The 13,435-nt window shown below is 63.5% G+C and carries 13 protein-coding genes and 1 tRNA gene; 2 read left to right on the top strand and 12 right to left on the bottom strand.

Annotated features, from left to right (window positions below; translation table 11 throughout):
- Window positions 1-3 precede the first annotated feature (3 nt).
- The 4 genes from ACF8O7_RS12230 to secA form a co-directional block, all read right to left on the bottom strand.
- Window positions 4-510: a (deoxy)nucleoside triphosphate pyrophosphohydrolase gene (locus ACF8O7_RS12230; RefSeq protein WP_016445605.1), complete on the bottom strand. Its 507-nt coding sequence runs from the start codon at window positions 508-510 to the stop codon at window positions 4-6.
- 50 nt (window positions 511-560) lie between these two features.
- On the bottom strand, window positions 561-1,517 hold the full coding sequence (locus tag ACF8O7_RS12235; RefSeq protein WP_392415099.1) for an ATP-binding protein: 957 nt from the start codon (window positions 1,515-1,517) through the stop codon (window positions 561-563).
- 165 nt (window positions 1,518-1,682) lie between these two features.
- A complete protein-coding gene (gene argJ / locus ACF8O7_RS12240) occupies window positions 1,683-2,915 on the bottom strand; it encodes a bifunctional glutamate N-acetyltransferase/amino-acid acetyltransferase ArgJ (protein WP_392413501.1) in 1,233 nt (410 codons plus the stop codon).
- 150 nt (window positions 2,916-3,065) lie between these two features.
- Window positions 3,066-5,813, bottom strand: a complete 2,748-nt coding sequence (gene secA, locus ACF8O7_RS12245; protein ID WP_016451020.1) for a preprotein translocase subunit SecA — start codon at window positions 5,811-5,813, stop codon at window positions 3,066-3,068.
- Window positions 5,814-6,123: 310 nt separating this feature from the next.
- On the opposite strand from secA, the gene ACF8O7_RS12250 reads away from it, so the two are divergent.
- The gene (locus ACF8O7_RS12250; protein ID WP_016445601.1) at window positions 6,124-6,429 is read left to right on the top strand and encodes a hypothetical protein; all 306 of its coding nucleotides are present in this window, start codon (window positions 6,124-6,126) and stop codon (window positions 6,427-6,429) included.
- A gap of 69 nt (window positions 6,430-6,498) precedes the next feature.
- On the opposite strand, the gene ACF8O7_RS12255 is transcribed toward ACF8O7_RS12250, so the two are convergent.
- The 6 genes from ACF8O7_RS12255 to petA all read right to left on the bottom strand — a co-directional run bounded on the left by ACF8O7_RS12255 (window position 6,499) and on the right by petA (window position 10,830).
- A tRNA-Thr gene (locus ACF8O7_RS12255) sits at window positions 6,499-6,574 on the bottom strand.
- 99 nt (window positions 6,575-6,673) lie between these two features.
- A complete protein-coding gene (locus tag ACF8O7_RS12260; protein WP_017405520.1) occupies window positions 6,674-7,204 on the bottom strand; it encodes a ClpXP protease specificity-enhancing factor in 531 nt (176 codons plus the stop codon).
- 110 nt (window positions 7,205-7,314) lie between these two features.
- Window positions 7,315-7,926: a glutathione S-transferase N-terminal domain-containing protein gene (locus tag ACF8O7_RS12265; protein WP_012207298.1), complete on the bottom strand. Its 612-nt coding sequence runs from the start codon at window positions 7,924-7,926 to the stop codon at window positions 7,315-7,317.
- A 104-nt stretch (window positions 7,927-8,030) separates the two neighbouring features.
- Complete coding sequence (locus ACF8O7_RS12270) at window positions 8,031-8,786, bottom strand: cytochrome c1 (RefSeq protein WP_016445599.1); 756 nt, start codon at window positions 8,784-8,786, stop codon at window positions 8,031-8,033.
- A gap of 17 nt (window positions 8,787-8,803) precedes the next feature.
- Complete coding sequence (locus ACF8O7_RS12275; RefSeq protein ID WP_016451018.1) at window positions 8,804-10,219, bottom strand: cytochrome bc complex cytochrome b subunit; 1,416 nt, start codon at window positions 10,217-10,219, stop codon at window positions 8,804-8,806.
- A gap of 14 nt (window positions 10,220-10,233) precedes the next feature.
- Window positions 10,234-10,830 (bottom strand): ubiquinol-cytochrome c reductase iron-sulfur subunit, encoded by a 597-nt coding sequence (petA, locus tag ACF8O7_RS12280; protein WP_016445597.1) that lies wholly within the window; start codon window positions 10,828-10,830, stop codon window positions 10,234-10,236.
- A gap of 149 nt (window positions 10,831-10,979) precedes the next feature.
- Here petA and mscL point away from each other — a divergent pair, with 149 nt between their 5' ends.
- On the top strand, window positions 10,980-11,408 hold the full coding sequence (gene mscL / locus ACF8O7_RS12285; RefSeq protein ID WP_012207302.1) for a large conductance mechanosensitive channel protein MscL: 429 nt from the start codon (window positions 10,980-10,982) through the stop codon (window positions 11,406-11,408).
- 92 nt (window positions 11,409-11,500) lie between these two features.
- On the opposite strand, the gene pdxA is transcribed toward mscL, so the two are convergent.
- Window positions 11,501-12,562, bottom strand: a complete 1,062-nt coding sequence (gene pdxA, locus ACF8O7_RS12290) for a 4-hydroxythreonine-4-phosphate dehydrogenase PdxA (protein WP_392443417.1) — start codon at window positions 12,560-12,562, stop codon at window positions 11,501-11,503.
- 101 nt (window positions 12,563-12,663) lie between these two features.
- The gene (locus ACF8O7_RS12295; protein WP_392443420.1) at window positions 12,664-13,425 is read right to left on the bottom strand and encodes a Nif3-like dinuclear metal center hexameric protein; all 762 of its coding nucleotides are present in this window, start codon (window positions 13,423-13,425) and stop codon (window positions 12,664-12,666) included.
- Window positions 13,426-13,435 lie beyond the last annotated feature (10 nt).

Genomic DNA, 13,435 nt, shown 5'->3' on the forward strand with positions numbered 1-13,435 from the left:
CGATCAGGCTTTCGGCTGGCCTGCCTCGTAGAACCCGGCATCGAAAGGCAGCCCGCGTTCCTCGCTCAGCCACTGCAGCACCGGATAGGCACCTGGCAGCACCGGATGCACCTGCAGCGGAAGTTGCTGCCAGGCCATCTGCTGGCCTTCACGCATCTCGAACTCCCCGCTCCAGCGCGTGACCTTGCACCAGTGCAGGCGCACCAGGGCATGCGGATAGTCATGCTCGGTCACCTTCCAGACTTCAGCGGCCGCGATCTCTACGCCCAGTTCCTCTTGCATCTCGCGGCGCAAGGCCTGCTCCACGGTCTCGCCGGCTTCGATCTTGCCGCCCGGAAACTCCCAGTAGCCTGCATACGGCTTGCCCGGCGGACGGCTGGTGATCAGCAACGCGCCATCGGACTCGCGAAGCAGCACGCCGACGGCAACTTCGGTGTGCTTGCGCCGCACTGGTGCCTGCGACTCGGCCGCCTCAGCGCGGGCCTTGGGGGAGATTTCTTTTTCAGTCACTTGATCTTTCGCAAAAAAGTCTGCCCAGCCCAGGGCCAGGCAGCAGGTGCTCAGAGTTCAGCCTCTTCAGCCAACCCCTGGACATCGGCGATGCCGGTCTGGTGCTGACTCGGACGCTCGGCACGGCCCGCATAGTCGCGGGCAAACTGGTGGGCCACGCGACCGCTGCGTGAACCGCGCTCCAGCGCCCAGACCAGAGCCTCCGGGCGTGCCGCCTCGATCGTGGCCTGGTCCAGGCCCAGGGCCTCCAGCCACTGTGCCACCACGCGCAGGTACTCGTCCTGGCTGAACGGGTAGAAGCTCACCCACAGGCCGAAACGCTCGGACAGCGAGATTTTTTCCTCGATCACCTCTCCGGGATGCAGCTCCCCATCCTCGCCGCGCTGGTAGGTCAGATTCTCGGACTGGTACTCCGGCAGCAGATGGCGGCGATTGCTGGTCGCATAGACCAGCACGTTCGGGCTGGCGGCGCTGACCGATCCATCCAGAATGGACTTCATGGCCTTGTAGCCAGGCTCGCCTTCCTCAAAGCTCAGATCGTCGCAATAGATGACGAACTTCTCGGGCCGGCCGGCCACCACATCGACGATGTCGGGCAGGTCGGTCAGATCGGCCTTGTCCACCTCGATCAGGCGCAGGCCCTGCGAAGCAAAAGCATGCAGGCAGGCACGGATCAGCGAGGATTTGCCCGTGCCGCGCGCGCCGGTGAGCAGCACGTTGTTGGCCGTGCGGCCGGTCACGAACTGCTCGGTGTTGCGCGCGATCTTGTCCTTTTGCACATCGATGTTCTGCAGGTCGGACAGTTGCATGGCGCCGACATGGCGCACGGGCTCCAGCAAACCGCAGCCGTTGGCGCGCTTGCGATAGCGCCAGGCGATGGCGGTATTCCAGTCTGCGGGGGATTGCAGCGGCTGGGGCAGGATGGCCTCGATGCGCTGCATCAGCTGCTCGGCGCGCTGCACAAGTTGCAGCAAGGGGGCGGCGACGGCTTCTGTGGGCAATGTCATGGATGTCTCTCGAATACGGATCTCACGGCCACCGACGCTGGATATGCCCGGGAATCGAGATGGATCTCATGCCAACGCCAGAGCTTTTGCGCGCCGGCCGCCATTGAAAGCTGGCAGCAGCCAGGCACAAGGCCTGCGGCTGCCGGCGGCACGGTGGGTGGAGAGTCAGGAGCGGTAGTCGGCGTTGATGCTCACGTAGTCGTGGCTCAGATCGCAGGTCCACACGGTCTGCTCGGCCTGCCCTCGGCCCAGTAGCACGCGCACGATGATCTCCTGCTGCTTCATCACGCGCTGGCCGTCTTCCTCCTGATAGGCAGGGTTGCGGCCGCCATTGACTGCGACATGCACATCGTTCAGGTACAGGTCGATCTTGGTCTGGTCCAGATCGTCGATGCTAGCATAGCCCACCGCCGCAAGGATGCGGCCCAGGTTCGGATCGCTGGCAAAGAACGCCGTCTTGACCAGGGGTGAATGCGCGATGGAATAGGCCACGAGGCGGCACTCGGCCTCGGTCTTGCCACCCTCCACCTTGACGGTGATGAACTTGGTGGCGCCTTCGCCGTCGCGCACGATGGCCTGGGCCAGCAGGCGCGACACATCCAGCAATGCGGCCTTCAGGGTCTGGCCTTCGGCGCTGGTCAGCGAAGTGATCTGCGCATTGCCGGCCTTGTGCGTGGCGACCAGCACGAAGGAGTCGTTGGTCGACGTGTCGCCGTCGATGGTCACGCGGTTGAAAGATCCGTCGGCCAGCTCCTTGACCAGAGGCTGCAGCAGCTCAGGTGCGATGGCGGCGTCGGTGGCCAGAAAGCCCAGCATGGTCGCCATGTTGGGGCGAATCATGCCTGCACCCTTGCTGATGCCGGTAATGCTCACGCGCTTGCCGCCAATGTCCACGGCGCGGCTGAAGGCCTTGGGCAGGGTGTCGGTGGTCATGATGCCTTCGGCGGCCGTGCCCCAGTTGTCGGCCTTGGCTGCTGCGATGGCAGCTGGCAGGCCGGCGGCGATGCGATCCACGGGCAGCTCTTCCATGATCACGCCAGTGGAGAACGGAAGGATCTGCTCGGGCTTGAGCTGCAGCAGCGCAGCCAGATCCGCACAGGTGCGACGTGCGCGCGCCAGTCCGTCAGCGCCGGTGCCGGCATTGGCATTGCCTGTGTTGATGACCATGGCACGGATGGCGCCGGACGTCTGGGCCAGGTGCTCGCGGCTGACCTGCACGGGCGCTGCGCAGAAACGGTTCTGCGTGAACACACCCGCCACCGAAGCGCCCTCGTCGAGCAGGAACACGGACAGGTCCTTGCGGTTGGCCTTGCGCACACCGGCTTCGGTGACGCCGATGCGAACGCCGTTGATCGCCAACAGGTCGGCGTGCACGGGAGCGGAGAGATTCACAGGCATTGAGGGGCTTCCTACAGTGAAAGAAAAACGCGCTCCATTATCGGAACAAACCGGGGCGGCACGTATTTCATCGACCTTAAAAAAGAAAACGGCACGGAGTGCATCCGTGCCGTTTTCCGTGTCTTGCGGCGTCTTACGACGCCGGCCGCATCACGACAGCTTGCCGTGGCACTGCTTGTACTTCTTGCCGCTGCCGCAGGGGCAGGGATCATTGCGGCCCACGCGAGCGCCTTCGGGCAACTCCAGCGGCTCGTCTTCGACGGAGCCACCGATGTCGCCATCCGAGGGAGCGCCATAGGTCATGTGCTCCAGGCTGTGGGCGCTGCGCTGCTCCATGGCCTCGGTGGCCTGCTCCACCTGTTCGCGCGACTGCACCTGCACGGTCATCAGCACGCGCGTGACTTCGGTCTTGACCTGGTCGATGAGCTGGCGGAACAGCTCGAAAGCCTCGCGCTTGTATTCCTGCTTGGGCTGCTTCTGGGCATAGCCACGCAGGTGGATGCCCTGGCGCAGATAGTCCAGCGCGGACAGGTGGTCACGCCAGTTGGTATCAAAGCTTTGCAGCAGCACGGCGCGCTGGAATTGAGTGAAGTTCTCGCGTCCGATCAGCTCAACCTTGGCCTCGAACACTTCACGGGCAGCCTGCAGCACCTTCTCGAGGATCTCCTCGTCGGTGATGGCATGCGCGGACTGCACTTGCGATTGCAGCGGCAGCTGGATGCGCCATTCGCTTTCCAGCGCCTTTTCCAGGCCGGCCAGATCCCATTGCTCTTCCATGGACTCGGCGGGCACGTACTGGCGCACCAGGTCAGACACCACGTCATCGCGCATCACCGTGATCATCTCGTGCAGGTCCGAGGCATCGAGGATCTCGTTGCGCTGCTGGTAGATCACCTTGCGCTGGTCGTTGGACACGTCGTCGTATTCGAGCAGCTGCTTGCGGATGTCGAAGTTGCGGGCCTCGACCTTGCGCTGAGCGCCTTCGATGGAGCGGGTCACGATGCCGGCTTCGATGGCTTCGCCATCGGGCATCTTCAGGCGGTCCATGATGGCGCGCACACGGTCGCCCGCGAAGATGCGCATCAGCGCATCGTCCAGGCTCAGGTAAAAGCGCGAGGAGCCGGGGTCGCCCTGGCGGCCCGAACGGCCACGCAGCTGGTTGTCGATACGGCGAGATTCATGGCGCTCGGTGGCGATGATGCGCAGGCCACCCAGGGCCGAGACCTTGTCGTGCTCGATCTTCCAGTCAGCGCGCATCTGTTCGATGCGCTGCTGGCGTTCGGCTTCGGACAGGGATTCATCGGCCTCGACAGCCGCAACCTGCTTTTCGATGTTGCCGCCCAGCACGATGTCGGTACCACGACCGGCCATGTTGGTGGCGATGGTGATCATGCCGGGACGGCCAGCCTGGGCCACGATGTCGGCCTCGCGCTCGTGCTGCTTGGCGTTGAGCACCTGGTGGGGCAGGTTTTCCTTGTTGAGCAGCTCGTCGATGATTTCCGAGTTCTCGATCGAGGTCGTACCCACCAGCACGGGCTGGCCGCGCTCATGGCATTCGCGGATGTCGCGGATCGCCGCCTCGTACTTCTCGCGCGTGGTTTTGTAGACGCGGTCGAGCTGGTCGTCGCGCTTGCTGGGACGGTTGGGCGGAATCACCACGGTTTCGAGGCCGTAGATTTCCTGGAATTCGTAGGCTTCGGTATCGGCCGTACCCGTCATGCCCGCCAGCTTGCCGTAGAGACGGAAGTAGTTCTGGAAGGTGATCGAGGCCATGGTCTGGTTCTCGGCCTGGATGGTCACACCTTCCTTGGCCTCGACAGCCTGGTGCAGGCCATCGCTCCAGCGCCGGCCCGCCATCAGGCGGCCCGTGAACTCGTCGACGATGACGATCTCGCCGTTCTGCACCACGTAGTGCTGGTCACGGTGGTAGAGATTGTTGGCGCGCAGCGCCGCATACAGATGGTGGACCAGGGTGATGTTGGCCGGGTCGTAGAGCGAGGCGCCCTCGGCAATCATGCCGGCATGGCCCAGCAGGCGCTCGGCGGCTTCGTAGCCCTGGTCGGTCAGGAATACCTGGTGGCTCTTTTCGTCCACCGTGAAGTCGCCGGGCTTGGTCACGCCTTCGCCCGTGCGGGGATCGGCCTCGCCTTCCTGGCGCACCAGGTTGGGCACGATCTTGTTCATGGCCACGTACATGGCCGTGTGGTCCTCTGCCTGACCGCTGATGATCAGCGGCGTGCGGGCCTCATCGATCAGGATGGAGTCCACCTCGTCAACGATGGCGTAGTTGAGCACGCGCTGCACGCGGTCGCCCGACTCGTAGACCATGTTGTCGCGCAGGTAGTCGAAGCCGTATTCGTTGTTTGTGCCGTAGGTGATGTCGCTGTTGTAGGCGGCCTGCTTTTCCTCGCGCGGCATGTTGGGCAGGTTGATGCCCACCGACAGGCCGAGGAAGTTGTACAGCTTGGCCATCCAGGTGGCATCGCGGTTGGCCAGATAGTCGTTCACCGTCACCACGTGAACGCCATTGCCCGACAGTGCGTTCAGGTAGACCGGCAGCGTGGCGGTCAGCGTCTTGCCTTCGCCGGTGCGCATTTCCGCGATCTTGCCGTAGTGCAGTGCCATGCCGCCCAGCAACTGGACGTCGAAGTGGCGCATCTTCATGACACGCTTGGACCCTTCGCGCACCACGGCGAAGGCTTCGGGCAGCAGGTCGTCCAGCGACTCTCCCTTGGCCACACGCTCCTTGAATTCCTGCGTCTTTGCGCGCAGATCCTCGTCGCTGAGCTTCTCGTAGTCGGGCTCCATCGCATTGATGCGAACGACCGTCTTGCGGTATTGCTTGAGAAGCCGATCGTTTCGGCTGCCGAATAGTTTGGTGAGGAAGTTGGTGGCCATGCGAAAAAGACACACCGCCACCCGCTGAAGCGGACTGCGGTGTGCCTGGAATCCCTAGATTGTTGGATTTCAGATGGGGCCGCTCCACCTGCCTGCAAGTACCCTGCTGGAGAACACATGCGGCCGGGCTGAAGCGAGAACCGAACAATTGATTCTAACTGTCTCTGTCCAACCCTCTTCCAGGCAGGCCGACGCATGCGGCCGCAGAGCCCTGAACCCGAATTCCCGGACCCGCGTCGCCCTGCAGATGCTGCTATAACGAGGGTCCCGGCTGGCGCATGCCTACGCTGCCTGACCAGCCTTCAAGCCCATGACCTTCACACGCCGCAACCACGCCGTCACCGCCCTGCACGCTGTCGAGAACTCGCCGACACTGGCCCGGCTCGCCCAGCTCACACGCGACTCCAGCAATCGCCTGACGGCCATCCTGCCCCTGGTGCCGCCGCTGCTGCGCGACAGCCTGCAGGCAGGCCCCATCGAGGGCAGCACCTGGTGCCTGCTGGTGCGCAACAACGCGGCAGCGGCCAAGATACGCCAGCTGCTGCCGGCCATGGCCGCCCACTTGCGCACCAAGGGCTGGGATGTGGCCGAGATCCGCCTCAAGGTCCAGGCCTGACCGGCCACTGAAGAGCGGCTGCTGAAATCGGGGCACGGAAATGAAAAAAGGCCTCCTGAGGAGACCTTCTGGTGCCGGTTGTCGGATTCGAACTGACGACCTACCGCTTACAAGGCGGGTGCTCTACCAACTGAGCTAAACCGGCGAAGCACGCATTCTAGCGCAGAAAAATGCTGCCTCGGACTTTCCCGATGGGGCCAAGCACGCTTGCGGGAGCAACGGCATGCGCGCCGATGCGAAAAACCTACTTGACCAGCTTCAGCGAAGGCCGCGTGCCCGAAGGCGGCGGCGTGCGCGGGGGCTCTTCGTCATCACCTTCGCTGTGGATGCTCACCAGCTGCACCACGCGCTCGTCGGATGCAGGCTCGGCCGGCACCTCAGCGGCGGCGTCCTGTGGCACAGGCTCATCGGACGCCTGCCCGGGCGAAACATCGTTGTCGGCTTCGGCCTCAGGCTCCGGCGCCGGGAAAGCCATGCCTTGCCCGGTCTCGCGTGCGTAGATGGCCATCACCTGCTCCACGGGCACCATGATTTCGCGGGGCTTGCCGCCAAAGCGGGCCGTGAAGCTGATGAAATCATTGCCCATCTGCAGGCCGCTGGTGGCGTCGTAGCTGACGTTGAGCACGATCTCGCCGTCGCGCACGAACTCGCGCGGCACCTGCACATTGCGGTCCACACGCACGGCGATGTGGGGCGTGAAGCCGTTGTCGGTGCACCACTCGTACAGTGCCCGGATCAGGTAGGGGCGGGTGGAAGTTGCTTCGGGGGCAGTCATGACGATCCCAGGAAATGAGTGGTCTGAGTGGTCGGAACACGAAAACGGGCAGGATGGCGACCGGTTGACCGCCTTCCCTGCCCGTGCAATCAGTCGTCAACCGATGCGAATTACTTGCGCATCACCTTCTCGGAAGGCGTCAGCGCTTCGATGTAGGCAGGGCGCGAGAAGATGCGCTCGGCGTACTTGAGCAGCGGGGCGGCGTTCTTGGACACCTCGATGCCGTAGTAGTCCAGGCGCCACAGCAGCGGGGCGATGGCCACGTCCAGCATGGAGAAGTTCTCGCCCAGCATGTACTTGTTCTTGAGGAACACGGGAGCCAGCTGCGTCAGGCGGTCGCGGATGTGGGCGCGGGCCTTCTCGATGGCCTTTTCGTTGCCCTTGACGTTGCGCTCCTCGAGCGTGCTCACGTGGACGAACAGTTCCTTTTCGAAATTCAGCAGGAACAGGCGCACGCGGGCGCGGTCCACCGGGTCGCCGGGCATCAGCTGGGGGTGCGGGAAGCGCTCGTCGATGTACTCGTTGATGATGTTCGATTCGTACAGGATCAGGTCGCGCTCGACCAGGATGGGCACCTGGCCGTACGGATTCATCACGCTGATGTCTTCAGGCTTGCTGAACAGGTCCACATCGCGGATCTCGAAGTCCATGCCTTTTTCGAACAGGACGAAGCGGCAACGGTGTGAAAAGGGGCAGGTCGTTCCCGAATAAAGCACCATCATGGTGGAGGCTCCTAAAAATCAAAAAGAGTGGGTCGCTCGCGGCGCCCACTCTGCACACAGTTCAGCCGCAGCAATTGCTTGCACGGCCTTCTGCAGTCACGGTTTTATTTGACGTCTTTCCAGAACGCGGCGTTGAGGCGCCATGCGATGAAGATGAAGACCGCCAGGAAAAGCAGCACACCCACGCCAATGCGGGTGCGGCTGTTCTGTGCCGGCTCACCCATCCATTGCAGGTAGTTCACCAGATCGCCAACTGCCTGATCGTACTGCACTGCGCTCATGCTGCCAGGAGAGACCTGCTCCCACCCCTTGAAAACCTGGGTCTTCACACCGTGCTCCTCGGCTTCTTCGAAGATGGCGCGGCGCTCGCCCTGCAGTTGCCACAGCGCATGGGGCATGCCTACGCTGGGGAAGGCCAGATTGTTCCAGCCCGTGGCCTTGGTGTCGTCGCGGTAGAAGGTGCGCAGGAAGGTGTAGAGGTAGTCGGCGCCCGTGCCGTTGTGGCCGGCACGCGAACGTGCGATCACCGTCAGGTCCGGAGGATTGGCGCCGAACCACTCCTTGGCTTCCTTGGGGTTGATGGCCGCCTTCATGGTCTCGCCGACCTTATCGGTGGTGAAAAGCAGGTTGTCCTTGATTTCCTGCTCGGTCAGCCCGATGTCCTGCAGCCGGTTGAAGCGCATGAATGCGGCCGAGTGGCAGCTCAGGCAGTAGTTGACGAACAGCTTGGCGCCGTTTTGCAGCGATGCCGTGTCATTCGTCTTGCCCGGGGCCTTGTCCCAGGCGATGCCGCCTTCGGCAGCCTGTGCACCGGTCACGATGCCCAGGGCCGCGATCAACGTGAGAATCAGTTTCTTCATTGTTGTTCTCTCCAGCTTCAGTGCGGCTTGAACGTCACACGATCGGGAACGGGTTTTGTCTTGCCCAGACGGCTCCACCAGGGCATCAGCAGGAAGAAGCCGAAGTAGAACAGCGTTCCGACCTGGGACACGCGCTCGCCGATGGGCGAAGGCGGCTGCACGCCGAGATAGGCCAGGATCACGAAGTTGATTACGAAGATGCCGTAGAGATACTTGTGCCAGCTCGGGCGGTAGCGGATGGACTTGACCGGGCTGCAATCGAGCCAGGGCAGCGCGAACAGGATGATCACGGCACCGCCCATCACCACCACACCCCAGAACTTGGCATCGATGGACAGCATCATGGCGATGACACCCAGGGCCACGATGGCGACCACACCCTTGACGGCGGCCGGCAGGCGCGACTTGAGCACGCCAAAGCCCGCACCCAGCACCACGCAGGCGATGAGCACGTACATCATCTCGCTGGTGATGGCACGCAGCATCGAGTAGAACGGCGTGAAGTACCAGACCGGCGCAATGTGCGAAGGCGTCTTCAGCGGATCGGCCGGGATGAAGTTGTTGTACTCCAGGAAGTAGCCGCCGAACTCGGGCGCGAAGAACACCACGGCCGAGAACAGGAACAGGAACACCGTCACGCCGAAGATGTCGTGCACCGTGTAGTAGGGATGGAAGGGAATGCCGTCCAGCGGATGGCCCTTGGCGTCCTTGGGCGCGTTGGGGCCCTTGATCTCGATGCCATCCGGGTTGTTGGAGCCCACATCGTGCAGCGCCAGCAAGTGGGCCACGACCAGGCCCAGCAGCACCAGGGGCACGGCGATCACGTGGAAGCTGAAGAAGCGGTTGAGCGTGGCATCGCCCACCACGTAGTCGCCACGGATCAGCAGCGCCAGGTCAGGGCCGATGAAGGGAATCGCCGAGAACAGGTTCACGATCACCTGGGCGCCCCAGTACGACATCTGGCCCCAGGGCAGCAGGTAGCCCATGAAGGCCTCGGCCATCAGCACCAGGAAGATGGCGCAGCCGAAGATCCAGACCAGTTCGCGCGGCTTGCGGTACGAACCGTACAGAAGACCGCGGAACATGTGCAGATAGACGACGACGAAGAAGGCCGACGCACCCGTGGAGTGCATGTAGCGGATCAGCCAGCCCCAGGGCACATCGCGCATGATGTACTCCACCGAGGCGAACGCCTTCTCGGCGTCCGGCTTGTAGTGCATCACCAGGAAGATGCCGGTGACGATCTGGATCACCAGCACCAGCAGCGCCAGCGAGCCGAAGATGTACCAGAAGTTGAAATTCTTCGGAGCGTAGTACTCCGACATGTGCACGCGATAGGCGTCGAAAGCCGTGGGAAAACGGTTCTCGAACCAGTTCGTGAGCTTGGCGCCGGCGGGCGCATTCGGATCGATGTCCTTGAATTCGTGGGCCATTGTTCTTGTCTCCCTCAAGCCTTGTCTTCACCAATGAGGAGCTTGGTCTCCGACAGGTACATGTGCGGCGGCACCTGCAGGTTGTCGGGAGCCGGCTTGTTCTTGAAGACACGGCCAGCCATATCGAAGGTCGAGCCATGGCAGGGGCACAGGAAGCCGCCCTTCCAGTCGCTGGGCAGCGAGGGCTGGGCGCCCGGCTGGAACTTGTCGGAAGGCGAGCAGCCCAGATGCGTGCAGATGCCGACGACGACCAGCACTTCGGGCTTGATCGAGCGGGCCTCGTTCATCGCATAGGGCGGCGTGAACTCTTCAGGGTGGCGCTTGGATTGGGGATCGGCCAACTGGCTGTCCAGTTCGGGCAGCTCCTTGATCTGGTCAGGCGTGCGCTTGATGATCCAGACGGGCTTGCCGCGCCACTCGACCGTGAGCTTCTCGCCGTCCTTGAGGGCGGAGATATCGACCTCCACTGCAGCCCCGGCGGCTTTGGCCTTCTCGGATGGCTGGAAGGTGCTCACGAACGGGACGGCTGTCGCCACGCCGCCCACCGCACCAGCGCACGCCGACGTGATGATCCACGTCCGCTTGCTGGAGTCGATTGGAGTGTCACTCATGGGGTTCCTCGAACTACGTCGCTTGAGTTGGGGTCAACAATAAATTGTAGCGGGGCGAGTATGGTTATTCCATGCTGCTTGTGCCGTTGACAGGCTCCAAAGCCGCGCAATACTGCGCTATCTCAAACTCTTTCCAGATGGAGCCAGCCATGGGCATGATGCAGGAATTTCGTGAGTTCGCAGTTAAGGGAAACGTGGTAGATCTCGCCGTGGGCGTCATCATTGGTGGAGCGTTTGGCAAAATCGTCGATTCCGTGGTAAACGACCTGATCATGCCGGTCGTGGGCCTGGTTTTCGGCAAGCTGGACTTCTCCAATCTGTTCGTCGTGCTGGGCAGCGTACCCCCCGGAACGGCGATGACGCTCGATGCGCTCAAGAAGGCCGGCGTCCCCGTATTTGCCTATGGAAACTTCATCACGGTGGCAGTGAACTTCATCATCCTGGCCTTCATCATTTTCATGATGGTCAAGCAGATCAACCGCCTGCGCCGCGAGGCACCGGCAGCCCCCGCTCCCGCGCCCGTCACCCCCGAAGACATCGTGCTGCTGCGCGAGATTCGCGACAGCCTCAAGCGCTGAAATCCGTGTTTTGACGCAAATCAAAACGCCCGTGGCATGGTTGCCACGGGCGTTTTCCATTACTGCGAATTCCCGATGCTTGGGCTAGCCATTCAAGCCGCCAATTTGCGCGCCATTCGCACGGCCTCAATCAGGCTTCCGGCCTCTGCAACACCCTGCCCCGCAATATCGAAAGCCGTGCCGTGATCCGGACTGGTGCGTACCAGCGGCAGCCCCAATGTGACATTCACGCCTTTTTCCACGCCCAGGTACTTCACGGGAATCAGTCCCTGGTCGTGGTACATGGCCAGCACCGCGTCGAACTCGCCGGGATGGCCGGGCGCATTGCGGGCGCGCATGAACACCGTATCGGGCGCAAAAGGCCCGTGGGCGTCCAGGCCCTCGGCGCGCGCCTGGGCGATGGCCGGGGCAATGATCTCCACCTCCTCGCTGCCGAACAGGCCGCCCTCGCCCGCATGCGGGTTCAGCCCTGCCACACCGATCCGCGGCGGGCGGCCCAGGCTGCGAGACAGGGCCTCATGCGTGATGCGCAAGGTCTGCAGCAGGTTGTCCTTCGTTACCGCATCGATCGCCTTGCGCAGCGAGGTATGGATGCTGACCAGCACCGTGCGCAGCTCATCGTTGGCCAGCATCATGCGCACCGGCATGTGCGACAGCTCCACGCCCGCGTGCCGGGCCGCCTCGAATTGCAGCAATTCCGTGTGGCCGGGGAAGTCCACGCCTGCGGCATGCAGCGCCTCCTTGTGCAGCGGCGCCGTCACCAGAGCCGCGATCTCGCCGCGCAAGGTAGCCCGCGCAGCCCAGACCACGCAGCGCGCGGCCGCGTCACCGGCGCTGGCGCTCACCTGCCCCCAGGGCGCAGGACCGGGCAGCCCGGGCAGCTCCAGCAAAGGGATGCAATGGGGCGGCACCTGCCACAGTTGCCCAGCCGACTCGATGACGGCCACGGGCATGGGAATGGCGTTGTCGCCATCGCGCGCACGCGCCGCCACGGCGGCTGCCCGGCGCAGCGTCTGCAACTCGCCGACGACGAAGCAGCCGCGCATCTGCTCGGGCGCGTCCATGAACGCCTTGGCAATGGTCTCGGGCCCCACCCCGGCAGAGTCGCCCTGGGTGATGGCCATCAAGGCCGTGGACTGTGTGGAATCAGGCATTTTCAGTATCCGGATCAGGCAAGCCGGGCATTCGCGCCGCGCTTGCAGCAAAAGGCCTCGCCCCCTGGGCGGGCCAATAGTGGGCCACTAACAGGCCAGCATCAGGCCGGATTGTCGATCTCGATGAAACGGTGCTCCAGCCCCAGCTCCAATGCCACCTGGCCCGCCAGGGCCGGCGCGCCGTAGCGCTCCGTGGCATGGTGGCCTGCCGCCAGGAAGGCCACGCCCGTTTCCCGGGCCAGATGCGCCTGCGGCTCGGAAATCTCGCCCGTGATGAAGGCATCGGCCCCAGCGGCAATCGCGGCCTCGAAGAAACCTTGCGCGCCGCCCGTGCACCAGGCAATGCGGCGAATGGGGTGATTGGGGCGCAGGCGCTCTCCCCCCACGCAGACAGGCGTGCGCCCCAGCGCCTGCTCCACATGCCTGCCCAACGCAGCCGCATCGGCAAAATCCGCTGCCGCCATCCAGCCCAGGTTCTGCTCGCCAAACGTTGCCTGGCCCTCAAGCCCCAGTTGCAGGCCCAGCTGCGCGTTGTTGCCCCACTGCGGATGGGCATCCAGCGGCAGATGGTAGGCAAAGAGATTGATGTCGTGGGCCAGCAGCAGGCGGATGCGCTCCTTGAGCCAGCCCGTGATGCGGCCATCCATGCCGCGCCAGAACAGGCCGTGGTGCACGAAGATGGCATCGGCCTGCGCCTCGATGGCCGCCTCGATCAGCGCGCGGCTGGCCGTCACCCCGCTGACGATGCGGCGGATCTCGCCGCGCCCCTCCACCTGCAGGCCGTTGGGACCATAGTCCTTGAAGCGCTCGGGCTGCAGCAAACCGTCGAAGTGGGCCAGGAGTTCTTGTCGCGTGGTGCTCATGAAAGGATTG

The sequence above is a fragment of the Delftia sp. WSY_16 genome (assembly GCF_043104415.1).
Lineage (GTDB): Bacteria > Pseudomonadota > Gammaproteobacteria > Burkholderiales > Burkholderiaceae_C > Comamonas > Comamonas tsuruhatensis.

Excerpts from the sequence above, each read along its gene's own strand:
- ACF8O7_RS12235 (WP_392415099.1), bottom strand. The coding sequence starts at position 1,517 with ATGACATTGCCCACAGAAGCCGTCGCCGCCCCCTTGCTGCAACTTGTG.
- argJ (WP_392413501.1), bottom strand. The coding sequence starts at position 2,915 with ATGCCTGTGAATCTCTCCGCTCCCGTGCACGCCGACCTGTTGGCGATC.
- secA (WP_016451020.1), bottom strand. The coding sequence starts at position 5,813 with ATGGCCACCAACTTCCTCACCAAACTATTCGGCAGCCGAAACGATCGG.
- ACF8O7_RS12250 (WP_016445601.1), top strand. The coding sequence starts at position 6,124 with ATGACCTTCACACGCCGCAACCACGCCGTCACCGCCCTGCACGCTGTC.
- ACF8O7_RS12260 (WP_017405520.1), bottom strand. The coding sequence starts at position 7,204 with ATGACTGCCCCCGAAGCAACTTCCACCCGCCCCTACCTGATCCGGGCA.
- ACF8O7_RS12265 (WP_012207298.1), bottom strand. The coding sequence starts at position 7,926 with ATGATGGTGCTTTATTCGGGAACGACCTGCCCCTTTTCACACCGTTGC.
- ACF8O7_RS12270 (WP_016445599.1), bottom strand. The coding sequence starts at position 8,786 with ATGAAGAAACTGATTCTCACGTTGATCGCGGCCCTGGGCATCGTGACC.
- ACF8O7_RS12275 (WP_016451018.1), bottom strand. The coding sequence starts at position 10,219 with ATGGCCCACGAATTCAAGGACATCGATCCGAATGCGCCCGCCGGCGCC.
- petA (WP_016445597.1), bottom strand. The coding sequence starts at position 10,830 with ATGAGTGACACTCCAATCGACTCCAGCAAGCGGACGTGGATCATCACG.
- mscL (WP_012207302.1), top strand. The coding sequence starts at position 10,980 with ATGGGCATGATGCAGGAATTTCGTGAGTTCGCAGTTAAGGGAAACGTG.
- pdxA (WP_392443417.1), bottom strand. The coding sequence starts at position 12,562 with ATGCCTGATTCCACACAGTCCACGGCCTTGATGGCCATCACCCAGGGC.
- ACF8O7_RS12295 (WP_392443420.1), bottom strand. The coding sequence starts at position 13,425 with ATGAGCACCACGCGACAAGAACTCCTGGCCCACTTCGACGGTTTGCTG.